Below are 21491 nucleotides of genomic sequence, written 5' to 3'. Positions count from 1 at the left end.
TTTTCCGACTTGGCGATTGTTGCGCGTTAGCAGGACCGGTTGATCAGGTTCTCTAGATATTCCTGCCGGCCTGACTTTGGTGTCGGCAGTAGGTTGTTTGCAACCGCGTGATCGGAGACTTGCCCCAAGGTCATATCGCCGTTCAGAACTTTATGGCCAAATTCGCCGCGCCATCCGGCATATCGGTCGTCCACAAAGCCTCCCAGCGCGCCATCTTCAATGAGCTTGGCAGCGGCCAGAAGCGCGCGGGCGAGGACGTCGACGCCGCCAATATGGGCGTGGAACAGATCCTCAGCGTCGACCGATTGGCGGCGGATCTTAGCATCGAAATTGAAGCCGCCGGTTTTAAAACCGCCGCCTTGCAGCAAGTGGTACATCACCGGCGTCAGGTCGGGCACGTTGTTGGGAAATTGATCGGTATCCCAGCCATTTTGCGGATCGCCGCGATTGATGTCGATTGATCCCATGATGCCCAGCGCATTGGCGGTGGCGACTTCATGTTCGAAACTGTTGCCGGCCAAAGTTGCATGGTTGGCTTCGATATTGACCTGAACTTCGTCCTCCAGCCCATAGCGCTTGAGGAAGCCGTAAACGGTGGCGGTGTCGCGATCATATTGATGCTTGGTCGGCTCGTGCGGTTTGGGTTCGATCAGGATTGCGCCTTTGAAGCCAATTTTATGCTTGTGTTCGACCACCATCGACAGAAAGCGGCCCAACTGATCGAGCTCTTGCCCGATATTGGTGTTGAGCAGCGTGTCGTAGCCCTCGCGACCGCCCCACAGCACATAGTTTGCGCCGCCAAGCCGATGCGATGCCTCCATCATGGAGCGCACCTGATGCGCGGCCCAAGCGAAGACTTCCGGGTCGGGATTGGTCGCTGCCCCGGCGGCATAGCGCGGATGGCTGAACAGGTTGGCTGTGCCCCACAGCAGGTTCACGCCGGTCTCAGCAATCTTGCCTTCCATCTTGTCGACGATGATGCCGAGCTCGCGGGTGTAGCTCGCAAGATCATCATGATCGGCCATCGCATCGACATCGTGGAAGCAATAGAACGGCGCGCCCAGCTTTGCGAAGAAGTCAAAGGCGGCATCCAGTTTGATTTGCGCAAGTTCTGGCGTGACTGGCTGGCCGGGCTGCCATGGCCGATCAAACGTGCCCGCACCGAAAATGTCGTGACCCGCCCAGGCAAAGCTGTGCCAATAGCAAACCGCCCAGCGCAGATGATCGCGCATGCACTTGCCCAGCACTTGTCGGTCGGCGTCATAATAGTGGTAGGCGAGCGGATTGCTGCTGTCCGGCCCTTCAAAGGCGATCGGCGCGATGTCGGCGAAGTAGCTCATTCACATGTCTCCAAAACTGGATTTCAAGGCGGCGTAAAGCGCGCGGAATTTCTTCAGGCGATGGGTGCGGGGCGCTTGGGGAAGGGTGCGGGCGAGCTTTGGCGGCTGCTGACACACCTCCGCGATAGTCAGGTCGGTAACGGCCAATTGAGCGAGCCGGGCGGCCCCGTTGGCTGGCCCCACATGAGCGCCATCACGGGTGACCAGCGGCACCTCTAAAGCGTCGGCGAGGATTTGAGCCCAAAAGGCGGAGCGAGAGCCGCCCCCGATGACCGAAAGCTCAGACAGTTTTTGCGGCATCGCGTCCAATCCGTCTCTGAGGCCAAAGGCAACGCCTTCGAGGGTAGATCGGATCAGCTCGGCGGGCCTTACATCGCTCGTCAGGCCGAAGAAAACGCCCTTGGCAGCCGGGTCATTATGCGGCGTTCGCTCGCCGGTGAGATAGGGCAGGAATATCGGCAATTGATCCGCGTCCACTGTGCTTTGCTGCGCTGCCTCAAGCGCGGTGGCGACATCGGCAAAACCTGTGAGGCGCGCGGCCCAATCAAGGCAGGAAGCCGCTGACAGCATCACCGCCATCGTATGCCAGCGGCCCGGCAGTGCGTGGCAAAAGGCGTGCAGTCCGTTTTCAGGCGCGGGGGAGAAGCCATCACCGGCGGCAAATGTCACGCCGGATGTGCCGAGGCTTAGAAACGCCTGTCCCGCATCGACAACGCCCGCTCCGACAGCGCCTGCGGCTTGATCCCCGGCGCCGCCTGCCACGGGTACGACGGGCAGTCCCAACTCGCTCGCGATGTCAGGGCGCAATTGGCCGGAAATCTCGGTCCCTTCAATCAGGCGCGGCATGTGGTCTTTACCAAGGCCTGTCGCATCAAGCATCGCATCCGACCATCTGCGCTGCGCCACGTCGAGCCACAGCGTCCCCGACGCATCGGACATATCGCTCACCTTCTCGCCTGTGAGCAGCAGCCGCAGATAATCCTTGGGCAACAGGACAGTGCGGGTCCGGGCGAAGATGTCGGGCTCCTCTTCGCGGACCCAAGCCAGTTTCGGAGCGGTGAAGCCTGCCATAGCGAGATTGCCGGTATGCGCCCTCGCCAGGCGGTCCAGCTTGGCGCATTGCGGCGTGCTGCGGCCATCATTCCAAAGGATCGCGGGCCGCAGCACCGCATCGTGCTGATCCAGCAGCACCGCGCCGTGCATTTGCCCGGAAAGACCTATCCCGCGCAGTCGGGAGCGTAAGTTGGCGGGCAGGCCAAGGACGGAAGCTTTGACCGCATCCCACCACGCCTCCGGGTTCTGCTCTGACCAAAGTGGGCGAGGGCGCTGAACGCTGAGCGCAGCAGAGCTCTCAGCGCAAAGTGTGCCAGCATCATCCACCAGGATCGATTTGACCGCAGAAGTCCCCAGATCAATTCCGAGCCACATCAGGCCACCGCCTCCACTTCAAACCGGCATTCGACTTCCATCGTCTCCCCCGGTTCCAGCATCACCAGTCCGGTCAGGCCTTTGTCGAGGGGGCTGTGGAGCGCATTTGGGATGTGGCTGACTGGCTCGACACAAAAGAAGTCCCCGCCCGGCGGGGTGTAGACGTGAGTGTAGGGCAGGTTTTTCGATTGCCGGATCATCAGGCGATGACTGAGCCAGCTGATGACGATGTCCGTTCCATTGCCTTCAAAGCAATGGTCGACACCCTGATCGTCGAACCAATCGGGCGCGTGCGACAATTCGCGGCGGGCGGTGGGGAGGCGATCCTCGCCCGTCTCCCACTGCGCCCGCACGTCCAACTCCAGCGTCGCACCGGCGCGGGGGAAATAGGGATGCAGACCAAGGCCCGTTGGCATGGGGGTGCTGGCGTGATTGGTCGCGGTCATTGTAATGCTCAGACCGCTAGGCAAGAGTTGGAACTGTTGCTCGGCCGAGAATGCCCACGGCCACAAAGCGCCGTCATGCCTCAGCCCAAGTTTGATCGTATTCTCGCTCTTCTCAAGCGTCGACCAGGGGCTCTGCCAGCCGATCCCGTGGATCGCATGGAGCGGGTCTATGCCTAATGGCGCAGGTGGCAGCGACCACAGTTTTCCGCGGTAGGAAATGCTGCCCTGAGCGATCCTGTTGCAAAAGGGAACGAGCGGAAAGTTTCCCAGGCTGAGCGTGTTTCCGCCCTGCACAAAGGGTCTGAAAATGTCGATCCCGCGCCATTTGAAGAACAGGACCCCTCCGCCCATCCAAGGGTCGATGCCAAGCTCCACATGATCGTGTCGGAGTTGCAGCATGGTCTAGCCCGCCATATCCTCAAGCCCGCGCCAAGACCTTTCAGTCCATCGTCCGGCGACAAAGGCACCGACCGCGCAACCCAACTGCATGAAGCGGACATCTCCTGAATTTTCGTGCGTCATCCGACTCCCTTCCACAGCGACCGTCACCATGTTAGCGCTAACTTTAGCGAAGTCTAGCTATGCTGTGGACTTGGGCCCTGCACACGAGCCGCGCACGATCAATTGGCACGCAATTGCGGGGGTAGGGCGATCCGGTTTTTCACTGGCCTGATCGCCATTGATCGCCGCTAGCACTAGCTCAAAAGCGGCAGATGCCATGGCGCTAACAGGTTGATCCACGGTCGTCAGTTCCGGCCAAACAGATAGGGCGGAGGCGCTGTTGTCAAAGCCCACGACGCTCAAGTCTTCTGGCACTTTCAACCCCCGCCGATGGGCAACGCCAATTGTGGCGGCGGCCATGTCGTCATTGCTTGCAAATATCGCGGTTGGGGGATTTGGCAGGTCGAGCAATTGCTCAGCAGCCGTGACGCCTGAGCGATAGGTGAAGTGTCCAGGGGCTACCAACTCGCTAGGAATGTCGAGCCCTGCGGCCTGCATTTCGTTGCGAAAGCCGCTTTCGCGCAACCCGCTCGACGCCTGGTCAGCCTGGCCCGTTATAAAGCCGATGCGCTGATGCCCAAGCTCGATCAAATGTCGCGTCATTTGGGCAGCGGCACCCTCATCATCGATGCTGATATCCAAGGCATCGGGAGCGTCAGAGCCCCTCGCAACCGTTGCCACCGGAATGCCCAACTCAGCGAAAACGGACAGCGCTTCATCCGAGCCAGAGATTGGCGGCGGCAAAAGCGCGCCTGCAACATTGGCGCGCGCGAGCCGCATGGCGGAGGCGACATAGGAAGCCGGGCTGTCATTGTCGCAAATGTCGACCGTCAGATGGCTGTCGGACTGCTGAGCCGCCTCAAGCGCGCCGTGCAGAAATCGGCCAAGGTAGCTGTCCGACGGGTTAGCGTAGATCAGGCCGATATGGGCATCTGCGCCCTTGGCCAGCTTGCTCGCGGATTTGTTCGGCCGATAGTTGAGCGCACTGACAGCCTCCATCACCCTGTCGCGCGTATCCTGGCGTACGCCACTTTCCCGGTTGATCACTCGCGACACTGTCATGGCAGAGACACCGGCGCGCCGCGCCACATCAGCCAGCTTGACAGCTTTGGTCGTGCGCCGACTTGTCCGAGTTGCCTGTACCATATCGCCAGCGACCCTAGCGGTGGAAAAATGCCAATGCAATGTGGGCTATGGCTTGTCTGATACCGCTAACATGGCGGTAGTCGTCATCGAGCCGAGAGTAAGAGGGTTGAATATGTGAACACTGCGCTCAGATGGGCGGCCCAGAAAGCCCGTTGGGCATCCTGACGCTGATGCATGAACAGGGCTGCTCGGCGATGTCGCGAGCAGCCCTGTTCTTGCCTTAGAATCCGAACGCAATCCCGACGCGTCCTCCGGTCGTGTTGTCGGCGGTGGAGCCTGCGACGCCTGCGGAGATGTAGACGCGTTCGGAGACCCTGCCGATCAGCGATCCGGCGAAGCCCTGCTGGCCGTTATAGGTCGACAGGTTGAAGTTCACCGAGATGTTGCTGTCGGGCACAATCACGCTGCCGCCCATCGCCATCGCCGCCGCGATCCCGCCGTTTGATTGCTCTTCGAGCGCCATCAGGCTTGATTGCAGGTTGTCGGCGTTGACTTCGATGGCCTCAACCCGTTGCTCAAGCGCGCCGGTGCGCGTCTCAAGCATCGCTACGTCGGTTTGCAGGGCGGTGAACTGCGTCTCTTCGATCATCGCGACAGAGCCGTTCTCAAGGAAGGTGCCCGTGTCGATGGTCGAGAGAGCGCCGTTTTGCGCTGCGATGCTGGCAGGCGTGCTGGCCGAGGTGCTGGCGTTGCGGCCCGTGGCTGGCGTTGCCGAGGCAAGGCGGGCACCCAGCGGGTCTTCGACCGTGATCGGCTGATCGCCTTCCACCGCGACGATCTCCGGGCGAGCCTCTGCCACAGCAGGAGCCACACCCTCAATCGCCACTGGCTGAGCGCTGTCGACTGCGATCTCGGGTCGGGCATCGCTCAGAGCTGGTTGGGTCAGGCTTCCTTGCGCATAGGCAATAGCTTCCGTGCCCGCCGGGACCGGGCCACCATCGACGCTGGTATGCGTGAAGGTAGGCGAGCCTGTGGAGGTCACTGCAGGTGTGTTAGCGGTGGTCGGAGCAGCCGCTGCTGCCGGTACCGATGTTGTTGCCATTGCGGTTGCAGTTGCCGGGACAGGAGCCGCCGCCATGGTGTTCACGGTATTGGCCGTGCTCACCGTGCCAGTCCCTGCGCTGGAGGATGCATTCGAGGACGAGTTGTCCGGCAGCGCCACCAACTGGCCCTGATCGTTGACGCCCAGCGCGTTGGTCTCTCCCGCTGCGGCTGCAAGGCCCGGGATATAGACCGAGTTGATGCTGGTCCCGATCACGATCGTGTCGCGGCCCAGGGTCTGCGCCTGATAGCCGATGGCGGTCGCGCCGATATGGCTCGCAATCGCCTGATAGCCGAAGGCGCTGGAGAAGCGGGCCGAGGCGAGCGAGCGGCTGCCGAACGCGGCGGCCTGCGATCCGCTGGCAATCGCCAGACGGCCAAGCGCAACCGAGTTGTCTCCTGCCTGCGAGTCCGAGCCGACCGAGACTGAGTCGCTGCCGCTGGCCTGACTGCCATTGCCCATGGCAAGCGCGTTGGCGTCGCTGGCAGACGAGCCTGCGCCCAGCGCCAGACTATCGGTCGCCGAAGCATCTGCAGCCCGGCCAATCGCCAGTGACCGGATGCCGGTCGCCGAAGCCTCCGCGCCAATCGCGGTCGAGCCATTGGTGCCCGCCACGGAATCCCGCCCAATCGCGAGCGAGGACGTGCCCAGGGCTTGCGCATTGTTGCCCAAAGCCGTCGCATTGGTCTCCGTCGCCGCCGCATCATCGCCAAACGCACTCGCATTGGTCGCAGAGGCCACCGCGTTGGTGCCTACAGACGTGGAGCTCGCACCGCCTCCATCAAGCGTCACTTCGCCCGCGACCACTCCTGCAATCGCATCGTTCAATTGGCCGACCGTGGCCGCGTCAGACGCGTCGGAACCGGCGGCGACGTTGACAATTCGGCGCTCGCTACCAACGGCACCGACTGAAACGGTGTTGGCCTGGTCAGCAACGGAGGCCGAGCCCAGCGCAACCGCCCCGTCAGCCGTTGCCTGACTGTCCCCGCCGATTGCAACGGCGTTGATGCCACTTGCCAGAGGGACTGCTCCAGACGAATTTGCAACGAAGAACGGGTCTCCCCCTCCGCCAGAGACAGTCCCGATTGCCGCGTTCAGCTGGCCCAGAGTGACCGCATCATTGTCGTCGGTCGCATCGGCCACATTCGTGATGCGGCGCTTAAGCTGTGCGTTGCCTACTGAGACCGTATCAATCGCATTGGTGATAGAGCCTGCGCCTAGCGCGACGGCATTGGCGTGTCCGGCCAGCGCATCAGAGCCAAGCGCGGTTGCCTCCACTTGGGTCGCCCGAGCGCCGTCCAAATTGAGGTCGCCGCCGTCGCTTCCGAGCGCCACGGCTCCGGCCGCATTGGCTTGCGAACCACGCCCCACCGCCAGCGCATCATCAGCCTTCGCATCGGAAAAAGCGCCAATCGCGGTCGCAAACACGCCAATCGCTTCGCTGGTAGAACCGAGCGCGGTTGCCCCCTGGCCATCAGCGGTCGAATCCGTTCCGAAAGCTCCTGCCCGAAGACCAGCGGCAAAGCTGGACAGGCCGATCGCGACCGTATTGTTGGTTGTTGCTTGCGCGCCACTGCCGACGGCCAGCGAATTGCCCCCCCCCGCGGTGGCATTACGGCCAATGGCGATGTCGGAAATGCCGGTTGAGCTTGCGGTTTCGCCGATGGCGATGGTCGCACGGGCGTTTGCATTTGTACCATCGCCCAACGCCACAGCGCTTTCCCCATTCATGCCAACGCTCGCATCTCGGCCAATCGCGACCGAGCCTTCCCCGCGGGCAAATGCGCCATCGGTATCAGCGTCGTCGCTGTCCCCGCCAATGGCGATTGCGCCCGGACGGGAAGTTGCGGCGGCGGCTCCACCTTGATCGGCGTCAATCGCGATGAGAGGATTGCCCGATGCCACAACGGCATTGAGCTGGCTGACCGTCACAGCGTCATTGTCATCCACTCCGTTGGCGACATTGGTGATGCGGCGTTGGAGTGTGGCGTTGCCGACAGAGACTGTGTTGGCCGCGTCGGCGACCGAATTGACACCCAAGGCAACAGAGCCATCAGCTGAGGCATCACTGCTCCTTCCGAGTGCCGTCGTGTTCGCTGCGCTCGCAATTGCTTGGTCTCCGAAGGCACTCGCACTGTTTCCAGAGGCCACGGAATTGCGCCCCACGGCGACAACTGAGTTGCCCGAGGCGAGGGCATCGAGACCGATAGCGGTTGCGCCTAGCCCCGTTGCATCCGACTGGACACCGATTGCGATATTGCCGCTGCCGAGGCCCTGATTGACTTCAGCTTCGCGCCCGATGGCAATCCCATCATTCTGATTAGCCACAGCATCGGCGCCGATTGCAACGCCGCCGAAACGCAACGCCTGCGCGCCTTCATTGTCGCCATCACTCGCATCGCCGCCAATTGCTATGGCTCCGTCCGCGGTTGCATCTGCGGCTTCGCCCATCCCAATCGACGCTTCGCCTTCGGCGCGCGCGCGCTCGCCAAATGCCAAAGAGAAGTTTGCCTCAGCGACAGCAGCATTACCAATAGCCACAGATTGCTCACCAATTGCAGTGGCTGCATTGCCTAGGGCGGTCGATTCGATGGCTTGCGATTGGGAGCCCGAGCCTAGTGCGATGCTGCGAATTCCTTGCGCTTGCGAACCCGCGCCAAGCGCCGTGGCACTGATGTTGGTCGCCCTTGCGTTAAAACCGGCGGCAAAGGCGAAATCGCTGTCGGCCAAAGCGCTGCTACCGAGCGCGATCGAGCCGGACGATAATGTCTGACTGTCCAAGCCAATTGCGACGCTGCCTTGACCGCCGCCGAACGCGCCTACGCTGTCGCTATCATCGCCATCCCCACCGATTGCGATTGAACCGCGACCAGTTGTGACCGAGCCAGCGCCAACGGAAACAGCTTCGCTGGAGACTGCCTCCGCACCGGCTCCAACAGCTGTCGAATTGACTCCATTTGCCAGCGAATCCGATCCAATTGCGGTTGTGCGTTCGTTGATAGCTTCTGCTGAATATCCGAGCGCCGTCGCCTCTAGGCTGAGAGCGCGAGCGAAGGCTCCTGCTGCAACTACGCGTAGGCCAGTGCCTTCGCTTTGCCGCCCGAAAGCAATTGCGTCGGTGGCATTGGCCAGGCTATCCGTTCCGACTGCAACGGCGAAATCGGAAGAGGCGGAGCTGCCATTTCCGACTCCGATTGCATCTGCTCCGCTTGCGACGGAGTCGGTACCAATAGCAATCGCGTCTTCGCCCAATGCCTGCGCTCCCGGAAGGCCGATCGCTGTCCGAGACCCGATCGCGATGGACCTAATGTCTGTTGCTTCAGCGCTTGCTCCCAAAGCAACGCTGTTTTCTCCAGTGGCTTCTGATCCGGCGCCAAGTGCGGTGGCCAAAGGGGCAGAAGCAATTGCGCGGCTACCAATGCTGACAGCTCTTGCGCCGCTACTTTCCGCAATACCACCAATAGCGGTGGCTTGGTTTTCAGAGGCCATGGCCCCAAAACCCAAGGCAACGCTGGACGAGCCGGAAGCCACCGAGCGAGACCCAACTGCCGTTGCGCCATTGCGCGGATCAACGTTCAGGAGGCCATTCACTTCCGTTACCAGTCCCGCTTCGCTGGCTGCACCTATGGCAACGGAGGAGGTGCCTGCCGCGATAGCGGAATCGCCAACAGCGACAGCGGCATCCTGATTGCGGCGTCCTTGCGCTCCGTCGGCGATACCGAAAGGGGTGGTCGCGCTGAACGCAAAGGCGCTTTGACCAACAGCGGTGTCGCCTTGACCAATTACAGTTGTGTTGGCCCCTAGCGCTGTACCATCGGGCGCCGCGACATCAGCGCCGACCCCGCAGGCCAATATAGTGTCGTCGTCTGGAGACTGCGCCGCGCCATCATCGTCGACTCCATCATCCGCGACTCCATTATCATTGCGATCGAGCAAACAGTCCTCAGCATAGGCTTGCTCTGGCGTGAGCGCCGTCGAGCCGATGATGGCGAGCGCGGCGGTGCCTGCGAAAAGTACGGATTTCTTCATGAGTGTTCCCCTGAACCAAACGTTGAATGTCGTGTGCGACCATTTGCTGGTTTGTGGGGATGTGCTGGCGCAGGGCCGCCGGGCTGTCATACACCCGATGGGGTATGAGAGCGCTTTTTTGCGGCTTTTCTGGAGTCTATTCGGGGATGGCGGTGACCGTGCCCAGGCAATCTTCATAGCCCGGAACATGCTCGGCAATGTGCCCGATGGTGAGCTGCGCCAAACGCTCAGCCGCGCGGTAGAAATAGAGCTCGCCTGTGCCAGGCAAGACTTCGAAGCTGCGGTTGGTGCCATTGGTCAAGGCTGCGCGGTAGGCGTCGATCGGATGGACCTGGTCCTCCTCCGGCACCGCAAATAGCATCGGCAACTCACTCGTTTCGAGCAGGTCGAGTACGGGATCGCGCGACTGTGTGAACTCGCGCGAATAGACGTCCGATCCTTGAGCCAATAGGTGCCGCGCCGCTGCTCGGATCAGCCCGGCATTGTTGCCGCTGCGGAAGTAGGGGGCGTCGATGGAATCCTCGCCCAAAATACGGTCGATATACCAGTCGGCGCCCACGCGGATCATATTGCGATAGGCGATCCGCGTGAAGGTGCGCAGCAGGCGCGGAGCATGTGCAGCCAGCTTGAAAGCGATCCGGTGATGCGGGCGCATATCGTCGGGCAGCGCGATGTCGGGCAGCCAGATATAGCCGGTGTTGATGAGCGCGCTGACCAAGCCCGGCTCCTCCTCCATCGCTTTGCTAAGCGGGATGAGGCCGCTGCTGATCGCTATGGCTGGAACATTCTGCATGCCCTGCATCGCGCAAAACTCGCGGATTGCGCTGGCGCTGTCATCGGTCGCGTTCGTATCCGGATCGTATTCGCTATGGCCAAAGCCGGGGCGTGAAAGGATGTGCAACTTCAGCCCCGCCGCGCGGAACATCCTGTCTGCTTCGGGGGGGAAGAGGTGGGCGAGTGTGTGTCCGTGCACGACCAACACCGGTTTGCCATCGGGCGCGCCTTGCCATGCATAGGCAATCGAGCGCCCATCGCTGCGCATAAAGCTCGCTTCGCGACCCAGCGGGTTGGACCACGGCGCCTTGCGGCTGCGGCTGTCGAGCGAGGCGCGGGCTGCCAGCAGTGACAGGAGCTGCAAAAGCTGCGCCTGATTGCCGGTGTTGGACTTTGCGTAGATCGATTTGAGCTGCGTGCGGACCGTGGGCAGCGTTGTCCCGCGATGCTCAGCCACGGCTTTGGTATCGCGCAGCTCATAGAATTCGCGCGCAATGCCGCACTCCGCTTCCGTAAGGCCAAAGGTCTCCTGCAATTGCTGCGCGAGCGCCTCTGGCCATGGGATCTCCAGCGCCCGCAAGGCAATACAGCCATGATCGCGGTGCGGGCTGTCGATGATCAGACCCTCCGCCAATTCGTGCTTGATCGGTTGCTCATTGGCGCCGGAGAGTTTTTCGGGATCGAGGCGGACAATGATCCGCCGCTGGTTCCCGCGCAGCCTCGCGCTCGTCAGGAAGCTTTCAAACTGGCCGCGATAGCTGGGGTCGATGCAGGCGATGGGGAAGGTCTGTCCCGGCTTGGATGCGAATAGTGCCTCGCCCAGCTCATTGGCGACGATGACATGGCAGGATGGATCGAAGACGATGGCCGCCGTGGGCACTTCCTCAACCGCGCGTTCCAGCGGGTCGCGCGACACCGACACCTGTTGGCTTTCCATCAGCGTCTCAATCGCTCCAAGCTGACGCGATACGGCCTCGCCAAGATTTGTGTCAGACGCAGGGGCCTGGGGGGCATAGCGCTGTTGCAAAGTCTGGATCAGACTGTCGAACGTGTCAGCCTCGCTCGCGGCCTGATAGAGCGCGGAGACAAGCTCAATATCCAAGGTCGCAACCAGCGCCTCATTGCTCGCATCACCTTGCCCCATGCGATCAGACTATCCGTGGACGCGCCGATAGCAAGCGACTTGTTGAAATTATGCGAAAAATTGCGCAGCGCCGATCTTGTGGGGGAGCGACGTCAGCGTTGCGAAACAGATTTCGTAAAGAAGGGGGGGGCAGTGCGATGCAGAACGCACAATTCTAGGTTATGCTTGCGCTTTTATCGAAATTGAGACGCCGCATTTCTGATCACGGACTAACGATCCTCCAAAGGCTCGAACGTCGATCAAAAGGGTGTAAGATTTGTGCTTGAAGGACTGGTAATGAATTGGCGGTCAGCGCTCATAGGGCTGACCATGTTGTGCTCGCTGATCGCACTTCTTTACCTCTTTCGCAGAGGGGTGGAGCGAAGCGCTGTTGCGTGGCTGGCGCTGTTCGTTGTTGCGGCCAATATCTCTGCTGTTCCGATGCTGATCGGCTTTGCGGGTGCATATGATCTGTGGCCCGGGCTTACGTTCTTGCCTGTGCAAACCGCTTTGCTGTTTGGCCCGGCACTTGTCCTGCATGCCCGCGCGCTGATGACGGATATGCGGGATAGCCAGCCCTTGTGGCTGTTCGCACCGGGCATATTCTACCTTGCCTATCAGCTTTGGGCCTTCACGTGGTTGGGCGATTACCGGGCGAAATGGGCGTTCAACGATGCGGTGCATGAGCCTTATATTTATCCGGTTGCCATGACGCTGACATGGGCCCTGTTGGCGGGCTGCTTGACCTATGTCTGGCGCTTGCGAACGCGTTATCTTGGATGGCTGAAGCACAATCGGTCCGATGATGATCGCTTCAGCCCGGACTGGTTGACGCATCTGGTTGCTCTCGCTGCGGCAGCCGGCCTGTTCTGGACGATAGAGGTGAGCGCGGCGTACCTGCTGGACTTTAGCTATTCCGACACCTTCCTGTGGGACTTTATTGCCCTGTTCGCGGTTTTCATCATCACGCTTGAGGCGCTGGCTGGTATCGATCAACCCTTTCCCAAGATGCGCGAGGCAGCAGCTGAGGATGAAGAACGCGACGCCCCAACAGGTAAAGACTGGGTTCTCGAAGGCGCTCGGCTCAAGGCCCATGTGCTGGAGAACAAATGGCACCTTGAGTTTGGTTTAAGCTTGCAGAGTCTGGCGCGCCGGTTTGGTACCAATCAGGTCTATCTCTCCCGCACGATCAATCAGGGGCTGGGTGAGAATTTCAGCACCTTCATTAATGGCCTTCGTGTTGAATATGCCAAGCAGCTGATTGTCCTGGATGACAAGTCGATGATCGAGATCGCCTTGGCTGCGGGTTTCGGCTCCAAGGCAAGTTTCAATCGCGCCTTCAAGCAGCAGACCGGCCTTAGTCCCAGCGACTTTCGCACTGACCAGATCGCAGACTGAGGCGTCGCAGATCATATATTCTCGAGCGATTTTCGTCATTTGCAACGCAAACGCTTGGCCAATCAGACAAGGCGATTTCGAAGGAGATTTCCAATGCCTTTCAAATTGCTTTCAAAGCTCGTCTTTGCCAGCAGCCTTGCAATCGCCTCGCCTAGTGCAGCGCAGGAAGAGGCCCCGCGCGATGAATGGCTGACCACGGCCCAAGTCCTGAGCGATCTTTCGCTGGCAGAAGAGGCTTATTCCCGCATCCATCCCGGTTACTCTCGCTATGCAAGCGCCGAGGAAATGCGCGAAGCATGGGCACGCATTGCGAGGCAGGCAGAGGCCGATAACGGCATGCGTGTGGGTGATTTCTATCTCGCTATTCAATTGGCCCTGACCAATATTCGCTGCGATCATACTAAGGCTGAACTGCCTGCTTCATTGCGCGAGGCGCGCGCCGGAAAGCCGCTCTATCTGCCGTTTCGCTGGGACTTGGTTGAGGGGCGGGGGATCATTACCGACCCTGCCGAAAACAGTCAGGTCGTGTTCGGAGAGGAGATCATCGCGATTGACGGGCGGCCTCTTTCAGAAATTGTCGATACGGTCAGCGCTTACATCCCCGTGGACGGGCAAACCGATTGGGCAAAGGCCGGCGGAATTGCTCAATCGCTAGAATTCATGGGTGGCGGAGTTGACCATTTCGGTATGTTGCTTTGGGGCGCCCCGCCGCAGGTTCAGCTCACGCTTCGCGCAGCCGATGGCAGCGAGCGCACAATCACCACCGACCGGATCAGCTTTGAAGGTTGGAGCGCGCTTGGCGATGAGGGGCAGGCCAATTTTTCCGACGCGGTCTCTTTTGAGCGGGTCGGAGACAACACCGCCTATCTCAAGGTCGATACTTTCGTAAATTATCGCCAGCCGGTTGATCCGGAAACGATTTTCGCTCCGATCTTTGAGAGCATCGCAACAGAAGGCCGCACGCGGCTGATCCTTGATCTGCGCAATAATGGGGGAGGGTCCACCGATGCTGCACAAGGCTTGGCATCCTACTTGATTGAAGAGGCGATGCCGCTGCAGCTCTCGGCAAAAGTCGCGACGCTCGACCTGTCAGGGATCCGAGAGCACCTGACGACGTGGGATGCGCGGGCACTCAACCCCGACCCTCGCGGCTTTATCGCCAATCCCGACGGCACCTACACTTTGCGCGATGGGATCATGGATGACACCAAAGTCATCGCTCCGGCTGACTATGCGTTTGACGGCGAGCTGGTGGTGTTGACCAGCAGGAACAATTCCTCTGGCAGCACCAATCTACTCGCCATCCTTGCTCAGCAATCCCGTACCACTTTGATTGGAGAGAAAACCGGCGGCAGCGCAGAGGGACCAAATGCGGGAGTGCTGTTCACTTTGACGCTTCCGGAAAGCGGTATCCGCACCCGCATCCCGCTGTTCCGTTATCGCAACAATGTCGCCGCTTTTGAGGCAGGTCTGGGCCTAACACCTGATATTTCCGCACCATTGACGGTCGATGACCTGCGGCAGGGTACTGACCCGGCCTTAGCCGCGGCAATGGCGCTGCCCGAGCGTCAGATGGCGTCTAACCAGACCGCCGAGGAAGCGCCGCAGGCGAGCATTTCGGACTTCGCCATTCTTGAAGGTGATGACTGGGCTGGAGAGCTGGAATATCTCAACTACGGCAGCGACCAGCGCAGCACGATCCCAGTTCGCATGGTGGTACGCGAGCCGTCGGGTCGCTCAGTGCGCTATGGTTTTCTATATCCGGGCGAGGAGGACAAGAACGCCTCCGACCGTATCCGCCTCTCCCGCGATGGGCAGCAGATCAACGGCTATGCGATTACACAGCGATATCGCGACGCCGACGGGCACCTTGTGATTGTTACCGAAGGCAGCGGCAGGGATGACAATCGACCAGCCGCCATACGTCTGACCTATGTGATCGCGGAGAACGCCTTTGCTATCCGCAAGGATGTCCGGTTTGAGGAAGGCGAGTTTCAGAACCGCAACGAATATCGCTTGAGCCGCACGGGGTCGTGAGTTGCGCAAACTTTGCGGTAGGTGATGTTGGCCCGGAAGAACATCTTGGTGTGGGGTGGGACCTCGACAGGCAAGACGACCTTTCTGAATTCGCTTATTGTTGAGGTTCCGCTGGGTCAAAGGCTGGTGCTGATTGAGGATACCGCGTGCCCGCTGGCTCTGCGATGGTGTTTTCATCGTCGCTTTTGCATGAGGTGCAGGAGACGACGCAGGGCGTGCGCTACAATCTGATCTCGCACCTGTTCAACGACGCGCGCTGATTGAGGCGCGAACGCGAAGGATTAGGCGGCGGCTTTTTGCGCTGCTTCCTCGACCAGCTGTTGAGCCACGCCGGGCCGGCCAAAGTAGAAGCCCTGGAAGCATGTGCAGCCCAATTCGCGCATGGCATCGGCTTGTTCTGCGTGTTCAATCCCTTCGGCGGCAACGTCGATTTCAAGCGACTGCGCCAGGGCTACGATCGCGGTCACAACCGCTTGGCTGCGCGATGAGCCATCGGCGGCGGACTGCACGATCTCGCGGTCGATCTTGATCATCGCGAAGTCCATCTTCTCAATGTAGTTGAGCGATGAATAACCGCGCCCAAAATCATCAAGCGCAAAGGACACGCCTAGAGCCTTGAGCCCTGAAAGCAGGTCTTCGGTCTGCTCATCCATTTCAAGGACGAGGCTTTCGGTCAGCTCAAGGATCAGTCGCTGCGGCTCTAGACCGCTGGCGGCGAGCGCCTGTGCGACGACATTGAGGAAGCCCGCGTCGTTCATCTGCAAGGTTGAGATGTTGACGTTGAGCTTGATGTCGCTGGGCCATCGCGTTGCTTCAGCGCAAGCTTCGCGCAGCATCCATGCGCCCAGTTTCTCGATCAGCCGGGCTTCTTCAGCCACCGGGATAAAGACGCTGGGCGGGACAATACCGCGTTCGGGATGGGTCCAGCGCATGAGTGCTTCCATGCCGGTAATGGCATTGTCTTGGCTGCACACGATCGGCTGATAGCAAACAGAAAGCTGGCCGTTTTCAAGCGCGTCTTCGAGGTCGTTTTCAAGGCTGGAGCGGTCCTCCAGCTTGGCACGCATGTTCGGCTCGTAGACCTTGTAAGTTCCGCGCCCATGGTCCTTCGCTGCATACAGCGCGAGGTCGGCGTTGGTCATGTGGTTGCTGGTCGAGCTGCTCTCGAAGATTTGCGAGATACCAATCGACGCACCGATCATGATTTCGAACCCGTCGATCTGGAACGGCTCAGACACCTTGGCGATGATGCGTTCAGCCAGCTCGCATGCTTCTTCCAAAGTCATGCCGTCGGGCATCAGCATCGCAAATTCGTCACCGCCCAGGCGGCCAATGATCGTTTCCTCACCGGCGGTCTTGCGGAAGCGCTCTGCCACTTCGATCAGCAGCTTGTCGCCTGCCGCGTGGCCGAATACGTCGTTGACCTGCTTGAACCGGTCCAAGTCGATGAAAGCGAGGATTGCGGGGTCTTTGGCCTGGTCGGCAACGGCCACGACTTCATCCAGCTTGTCGCGGAAGTGTTCGCGCGAAAACAACTGGGTGAGAGCATCGTGCTGGATCACGAATTTGAGCTTCTCGTTTGCGCGCTCCATTCCGCGGCGGCTGCTGTTGACGGTACGCAGCACAAAGAGGGCAGCGATAAAGGCAAACAAGGCCATCGCGGCTGAGGCGCTGAGGAGAATGACCTGGTTTTGCGCTGCATCCAGACGCGCTTCCTTGGCCTCAGATTCAGCTGAGAGGGTCGAGATCTTCAGGTCGCGATTGGCTGCGTCAAAGCGCGCGGCCAGCAGTGCATTGTTGGCCGCACCGGAAATTTCGAGCGCTTCGTTGTCGATGCGGTGAAAGGCAATCAGGTGCGCCAGCGCCAGCTTGTCATTGCCTTCACGCGAATAGACGTTGAAGGCCGTATCGTGGAAATCGCGGAAATAGGGCGAGGTTTGCGTCAGGTCTTCATTGGCGAAGGTCTGATCCAGATAGCCTGCCGCGCGCATTGTATTGCCGCGCGACAAAGCGATCTGAGCGCGCACGCCGTATAGGAAGGGCAGCCATTCTGGCGAGCTTTGGTAGGCGATGCGAAGCCCGCGTTGGACGGTCGCATCCGCCTTGTCGTTGTCGCCTGAGAGATATTGCGTGGAGGCAATATTGGTCAGAATGCGCGCTTCGAGGACGGGGCTCCCCATCTCCTCAGCAACGGCGAGAGCTTGGATGAATTCTGCCTCTGCGTCGGCATACTGACCAAGCTCTTTGTAAGCGTTGCCGATATTGTTGTGTGCCGAAAGGGCCAGCGCCTTGTCTTCCGGATAGGCCTCGCCCGCTTGGCGATAATAGCTCAGGACGCGCTCATAGTCGCGCGCATCGGAATAGAGCGAGCCGATGTTTTGCAACACGATGGAGCGGCTGCGATCTTCGCCCAGAGCTTCATACAGCTCGTGGGCTTCAAGATAGGAGTAAAGCGCGGTCCCATATTCGCCCATATGGACGCTTAGGCTGCCTTTGGAGCGCTGAAGGTCGGCGTGGAGTTTGGAGCCTTTGAACTGGACCGATGCCTCGTCGAGGGCCGCGTCAATCAGCGTAGCGGCTTCGTCAGCGCGGTTGAGGCGCATCAGCGCTTCGGCTTCAAGCCACTGCGCGGTGAGGCGCGCTTGAGCGGCGTCGGCATCATCACCGTGCACTTGCTCGCGGGCGCTGCGGGCATGTTCCAATGCCGCAGCCGCATCCGCCATCATGCTCGATTTGGCCAGCCCAATCGACTCGTCGTAAGTCGATCCAGCGTCGTGGTTGGCTAACGCGGGGGAGGCGACGCCCAAGGTCAGGGGCGCAGCAAGCAGCGTCAAAAGCCGAAGCACACTCCCTTTCATCAACCTCACCTCCGTTTACCTGCTGAGCGCCCGGTAAGGACGGCTCAGAGGGCCTGCATCAAAGCTTAGAAGCGCATGCTGATATTGCCGCCGACTACAAAGCCAGCTTCATCGGCCACATCCCCATCGCTTACGTAGCGACCAAAGACACCAAACTCAGAAGATTGGGTTAATGGCAGCGCATAAGTTGCTTCGCCGGTGATGCGACGCTGGGTCTCAATCCCAATCGTGCGGGTCACTTGGCCGATCTCGCCGGTCTCGCGGTTGACGACTTCGTCAGCGACAAATTGCACCGAGCCTTGTTCGACCTGAAGCGGCTGAGCGACTGTCAGACGCAGCATGTCATTGCTGGCAAACAGGCCTTGCTTGGTCGCGGTGAACTGCGCTGACGTACTCCAAATTGAGCCGCTGTTAGTAAACAGCTGATCCTGGGCAGTATCCGTGCGAGCGCCGGTAGCCGACAGGTCGAAGCTGACGCCAGACCCTGCATCGAAGCTGGCCGATACGGTCATCGCATCGGTTTGCGCGCCGCCGCCCAGCAGAGCATCGACAGCCGTTTGCGTGCCGAGCAGTGCGTTGACCTCATTCAGGCGCGTATACTGCGCGTTGACCGAGAACTCGTCGCTGACACGCTGCTCGATGTCGAGCGTGAACGCGTTTGCCGGGCGGTCGCCCACAGCGCGGTCAAAGGCTGCATCTTGAGCGTTTGCTTGGAAGCGATCTTCCCAGCGCTCATTCGTTTCCGAATAGCCGACGCTGACCTTCGTGTTTGCGGACAGCTGGTAACCCACCTGCATGAAGCTGTCGCCCGAAGCGAGGCCGAGGAGCGGGTTCACGCCGCCAGACAGCGGATCGTGGTCGCTCTGAATGCCAAAGCGATAACCCGACAGCGCCATCGCACCCTGGCCGTGGCCGAAGGTGAAGGACATCTTGCCCGAAGGCTCCGTCAGCGTCGCTGCGCCATGGACCATGCGGGCCTGGCCATCAGCGTCGAATTGCGGAGCCATCGCGGTGTAGCTGAAGCCCCAGTCGCCGTTCAGCGTCGCAACGTTGCTGCGTGTCTCAGTGAAGCCGGGAGCGCCATCGCCATTCGTGTCGGTGCCACCGCTGCGGATCCAGGTCGAGAAACGATGCCCGACAAAGTCTTGCAGACGCTCAAACCCGCGACCCAGAGCATTGGTGCTCTTGCCGTAAGTGAAGGAAGAGGCCGGGATGCTGAAGTCGCGATAGGTGTCGCCGATATTCTCATAGCCGGTGAAGAAGACGTCCGACGTCTCCCACCATTGCGGCAGACCCATGCTGGCGAGCTGGTAAGCGCTCATGGTCTGGCCCTGCCAGTAACTGCCAACACGCTGATACAGGCGGAAGTCCATCGCGTTGAAGTCGATCGGCGACTGCGAAGCCGCAACGTCGAGCATACCCCAACCATAGACTTCATCCGGACCCGGCGCACCAAGGTCGCGTGCGGTGCGGAAGATGATCTGAGCGGTTTCCTCAGGATGCTCTGCGAGCCATTCCCAACGGTCATGCAGCAGCGAGATCGCGCCCGAGACGAGCGGCGCCGCAAACGACGTACCCGATGCACGGTGCACGCCGCCTTGACCGTCTGACAGAGCGAGCAGCATGCCGGGCGCGACGACTGTACGCATGAACAGCTCGTTGCCCGAATGGCACACGCCGTTGTTCAGCAGGCAGGCACTGCCTGGACGGTTGGAGAAGCGAGCGATCTCACCATTCGGATTGGTCGCGCCAACCAGAATGAAGGTCGGATCAACCGCGTAGTTCCAGTTGATGTCCTTATCCTGCGTGATCCCGCCATTGCCCGCAGCCAGCACGAAGACCGTGCTGTCGAGATAGGGCTGCAGCTGCGGGTTCGCGAGCATATTGGCCATGTTCTGGTTCAGAGCCCAGCCCTTGGTGCCCAGCGACAGGTTCACGATGCTGACGCGGCCGGTCTGGTTGATGCCAGTGAAGTCGCGGCTCAGCAGGTCGTGCACGCCAGTGAGCACATAGCCCCAGCTCGACTGGCCAACGGAGTTGAACGGGTTGTAGGTCGCGATGTTGACGTTGGGCGCAATGCCCATGACGCCTTCGCCATCATGCGCGCCGGCGATCAGGCCAGCAACGCCAGCGCCGTGTCCGCCGACCGAGTTGTCGAAGCCACCAGCATAGATGATGTTGTCTGACAGGTCGGAGTCTTTGGTGAAGCTGCCATCGACGATACCGATGATCGTGTCATTGCCGCTGCCCTGGATCTGCGTGATTGCAGGGGTCCAGTTGATCGCCGTCATCCAGTGATCGACAATATCGACGCCTGAATATTGGTTCAGAGCATCGTGCCAATCGAGATAGAGGCGCGCGCGCTCACGCTCAGTCAGGACTTCGAGAGTGGCGCGGCTATTCGCGTCTGCTCCGTACTTTGCGAAGACTTCGGCTACAAGCACATCGAAAGACTGGCCGGTCTTGGCAGTGTAGGCAGCCCCGAACTTTGCGCGACCTTCCGCGATCATGGCTTGCATAGCGTTGAACATCAGCTGCGGATTGCCATCGCGAACAATGGCGCCACTGCTACTGTAGTTGATCGCGTCGAAACGCGTTTCAACCGCTTCGATGGTCTGGAAATGGCCGTTCCAGAAATTGCCGAGGCCAGAGAGCTCGTTCTCAAAGGCTACGATGTCGCCGTAGAACGGATTGATCGTGCCCCAGAAGGCGGTGATGTCGCCATAGAACGGATTGATGTCGCCATAGAAAGCATCGATGTCGCCGTAGAACGGGTTGATGTCACCGTAGAACGGATTGATCGTGCCCCAGAAGGCATCAATGTCGCCGTAGAACGGATTGATATCGCCATAGAAGGGGTCGATATCGCCCCACAGCGGGTCAACGCTGCGCAGGGTCACAACTTCATTCGGGTCGAGCGTTTCGAGATCGACAATAGAAGGTGCACTCAGCGGGCTATCCACATTGCCGTCGAGCGCGTTAAGGGAGCCAAGCAGTGCGTTGGGAACAGCCGGCTCCACATCCGGGCTGATCGTGACCGTTGGCGCGTTGCCACCTGAAAGCATGTTGATGGTTGGGCCGACCACGTCGTCGCCCGCATCATTTGCAAGAGCAGCGCCGGTTTCAACCCGCTCAAAGCTGGCATCCCAAGCCGCGACGGTTTCCGCCATCACGCTTGGTTGCGCATCACCTTCATAGAGAGTTCCCTCGCTCGCATGGGCGCTCGTCGAGGCAGCCCCCATAAGCGAAGCCATCAGCGCGAACCCTGCTGTGCTGTGTGCCAAAACCGTCTTCATACTCGTTACCTAAAACTCTATCGGCAAGTGGAATTACCGTTCTCTGCACCCTGAATAGCTTCATGAAATGGGG

The 21491-nt window shown here is 60.2% G+C and carries 10 protein-coding genes and 1 pseudogene; 3 read left to right on the top strand and 8 right to left on the bottom strand.

Going from position 1 to position 21491, the window contains the following annotated elements:
* Positions 1–26: 26 nt before the first annotated feature.
* From xylA to AC0V6X_RS07335, 6 genes are all read right to left on the bottom strand, one after another.
* Positions 27–1340: a xylose isomerase gene (gene xylA / locus AC0V6X_RS07360; RefSeq protein WP_486183926.1), complete on the bottom strand. Its 1314-nt coding sequence runs from the start codon at positions 1338–1340 to the stop codon at positions 27–29.
* Positions 1341–2768, bottom strand: coding sequence for a xylulokinase (gene xylB, locus AC0V6X_RS07355; RefSeq protein ID WP_486183925.1), 1428 nt, complete (start codon positions 2766–2768; stop codon positions 1341–1343).
* Positions 2768–3613, bottom strand: a complete 846-nt coding sequence (locus AC0V6X_RS07350) for an aldose 1-epimerase (protein WP_486183924.1) — start codon at positions 3611–3613, stop codon at positions 2768–2770. The genes xylB and AC0V6X_RS07350 overlap by 1 nt, the downstream gene beginning before the upstream one ends.
* Positions 3614–3793: 180 nt before the next feature.
* Positions 3794–4861, bottom strand: a complete 1068-nt coding sequence (locus AC0V6X_RS07345; RefSeq protein ID WP_486183923.1) for a LacI family DNA-binding transcriptional regulator — start codon at positions 4859–4861, stop codon at positions 3794–3796.
* 220 nt (positions 4862–5081) lie between these two features.
* A complete protein-coding gene (locus tag AC0V6X_RS07340; protein WP_486183922.1) occupies positions 5082–9932 on the bottom strand; it encodes a beta strand repeat-containing protein in 4851 nt (1616 codons plus the stop codon).
* Between the two features lie 136 nt (positions 9933–10068).
* The gene (locus AC0V6X_RS07335; RefSeq protein ID WP_486183921.1) at positions 10069–11850 is read right to left on the bottom strand and encodes a bifunctional helix-turn-helix transcriptional regulator/alpha/beta hydrolase; all 1782 of its coding nucleotides are present in this window, start codon (positions 11848–11850) and stop codon (positions 10069–10071) included.
* 276 nt (positions 11851–12126) lie between these two features.
* On the opposite strand from AC0V6X_RS07335, the gene AC0V6X_RS07330 reads away from it, so the two are divergent.
* The 3 genes and pseudogenes from AC0V6X_RS07330 to AC0V6X_RS07320 all read left to right on the top strand — a co-directional run.
* Entirely contained in the window at positions 12127–13227 is a 1101-nt protein-coding gene (locus AC0V6X_RS07330) for a helix-turn-helix domain-containing protein (RefSeq protein WP_486183920.1), read from the top strand.
* Positions 13228–13320: 93 nt separating this feature from the next.
* The gene (locus AC0V6X_RS07325) at positions 13321–15264 is read left to right on the top strand and encodes a S41 family peptidase (RefSeq protein ID WP_486183919.1); all 1944 of its coding nucleotides are present in this window, start codon (positions 13321–13323) and stop codon (positions 15262–15264) included.
* 33 nt (positions 15265–15297) lie between these two features.
* Positions 15298–15408 (top strand): annotated as a pseudogene (locus AC0V6X_RS07320) (P-type DNA transfer ATPase VirB11); the annotation flags it as partial.
* A gap of 137 nt (positions 15409–15545) precedes the next feature.
* On the opposite strand, the gene AC0V6X_RS07315 reads toward AC0V6X_RS07320, so the two are convergent.
* Both AC0V6X_RS07315 and AC0V6X_RS07310 read right to left on the bottom strand, forming a co-directional pair.
* Entirely contained in the window at positions 15546–18122 is a 2577-nt protein-coding gene (locus tag AC0V6X_RS07315) for a putative bifunctional diguanylate cyclase/phosphodiesterase (protein ID WP_486183918.1), read from the bottom strand.
* Between the two features lie 65 nt (positions 18123–18187).
* On the bottom strand, positions 18188–21376 hold the full coding sequence (locus AC0V6X_RS07310) for a S8 family peptidase (protein ID WP_486183917.1): 3189 nt from the start codon (positions 21374–21376) through the stop codon (positions 18188–18190).
* Between the last annotated feature and the right edge of the window lie 115 nt (positions 21377–21491).

It is taken from the genome of Erythrobacter sp. S267 (assembly GCF_057365045.1).
The sequence above is the reverse complement of the archived record's forward strand: the minus strand, read 5'-3'. Positions and strand labels throughout refer to the sequence as shown.

What these genes read in the sequence shown, in the direction of transcription:
- xylA (WP_486183926.1), bottom strand. Translation starts at nt 1,340, where the DNA reads ATGAGCTACTTCGCCGACATCGCGCCGATCGCCTTTGAAGGGCCGGAC.
- xylB (WP_486183925.1), bottom strand. Translation starts at nt 2,768, where the DNA reads ATGTGGCTCGGAATTGATCTGGGGACTTCTGCGGTCAAATCGATCCTG.
- AC0V6X_RS07350 (WP_486183924.1), bottom strand. Translation starts at nt 3,613, where the DNA reads ATGCTGCAACTCCGACACGATCATGTGGAGCTTGGCATCGACCCTTGG.
- AC0V6X_RS07345 (WP_486183923.1), bottom strand. Translation starts at nt 4,861, where the DNA reads ATGGTACAGGCAACTCGGACAAGTCGGCGCACGACCAAAGCTGTCAAG.
- AC0V6X_RS07340 (WP_486183922.1), bottom strand. Translation starts at nt 9,932, where the DNA reads ATGAAGAAATCCGTACTTTTCGCAGGCACCGCCGCGCTCGCCATCATC.
- AC0V6X_RS07335 (WP_486183921.1), bottom strand. Translation starts at nt 11,850, where the DNA reads ATGGGGCAAGGTGATGCGAGCAATGAGGCGCTGGTTGCGACCTTGGAT.
- AC0V6X_RS07330 (WP_486183920.1), top strand. Translation starts at nt 12,127, where the DNA reads ATGAATTGGCGGTCAGCGCTCATAGGGCTGACCATGTTGTGCTCGCTG.
- AC0V6X_RS07325 (WP_486183919.1), top strand. Translation starts at nt 13,321, where the DNA reads ATGCCTTTCAAATTGCTTTCAAAGCTCGTCTTTGCCAGCAGCCTTGCA.
- AC0V6X_RS07315 (WP_486183918.1), bottom strand. Translation starts at nt 18,122, where the DNA reads ATGAAAGGGAGTGTGCTTCGGCTTTTGACGCTGCTTGCTGCGCCCCTG.
- AC0V6X_RS07310 (WP_486183917.1), bottom strand. Translation starts at nt 21,376, where the DNA reads ATGGCTTCGCTTATGGGGGCTGCCTCGACGAGCGCCCATGCGAGCGAG.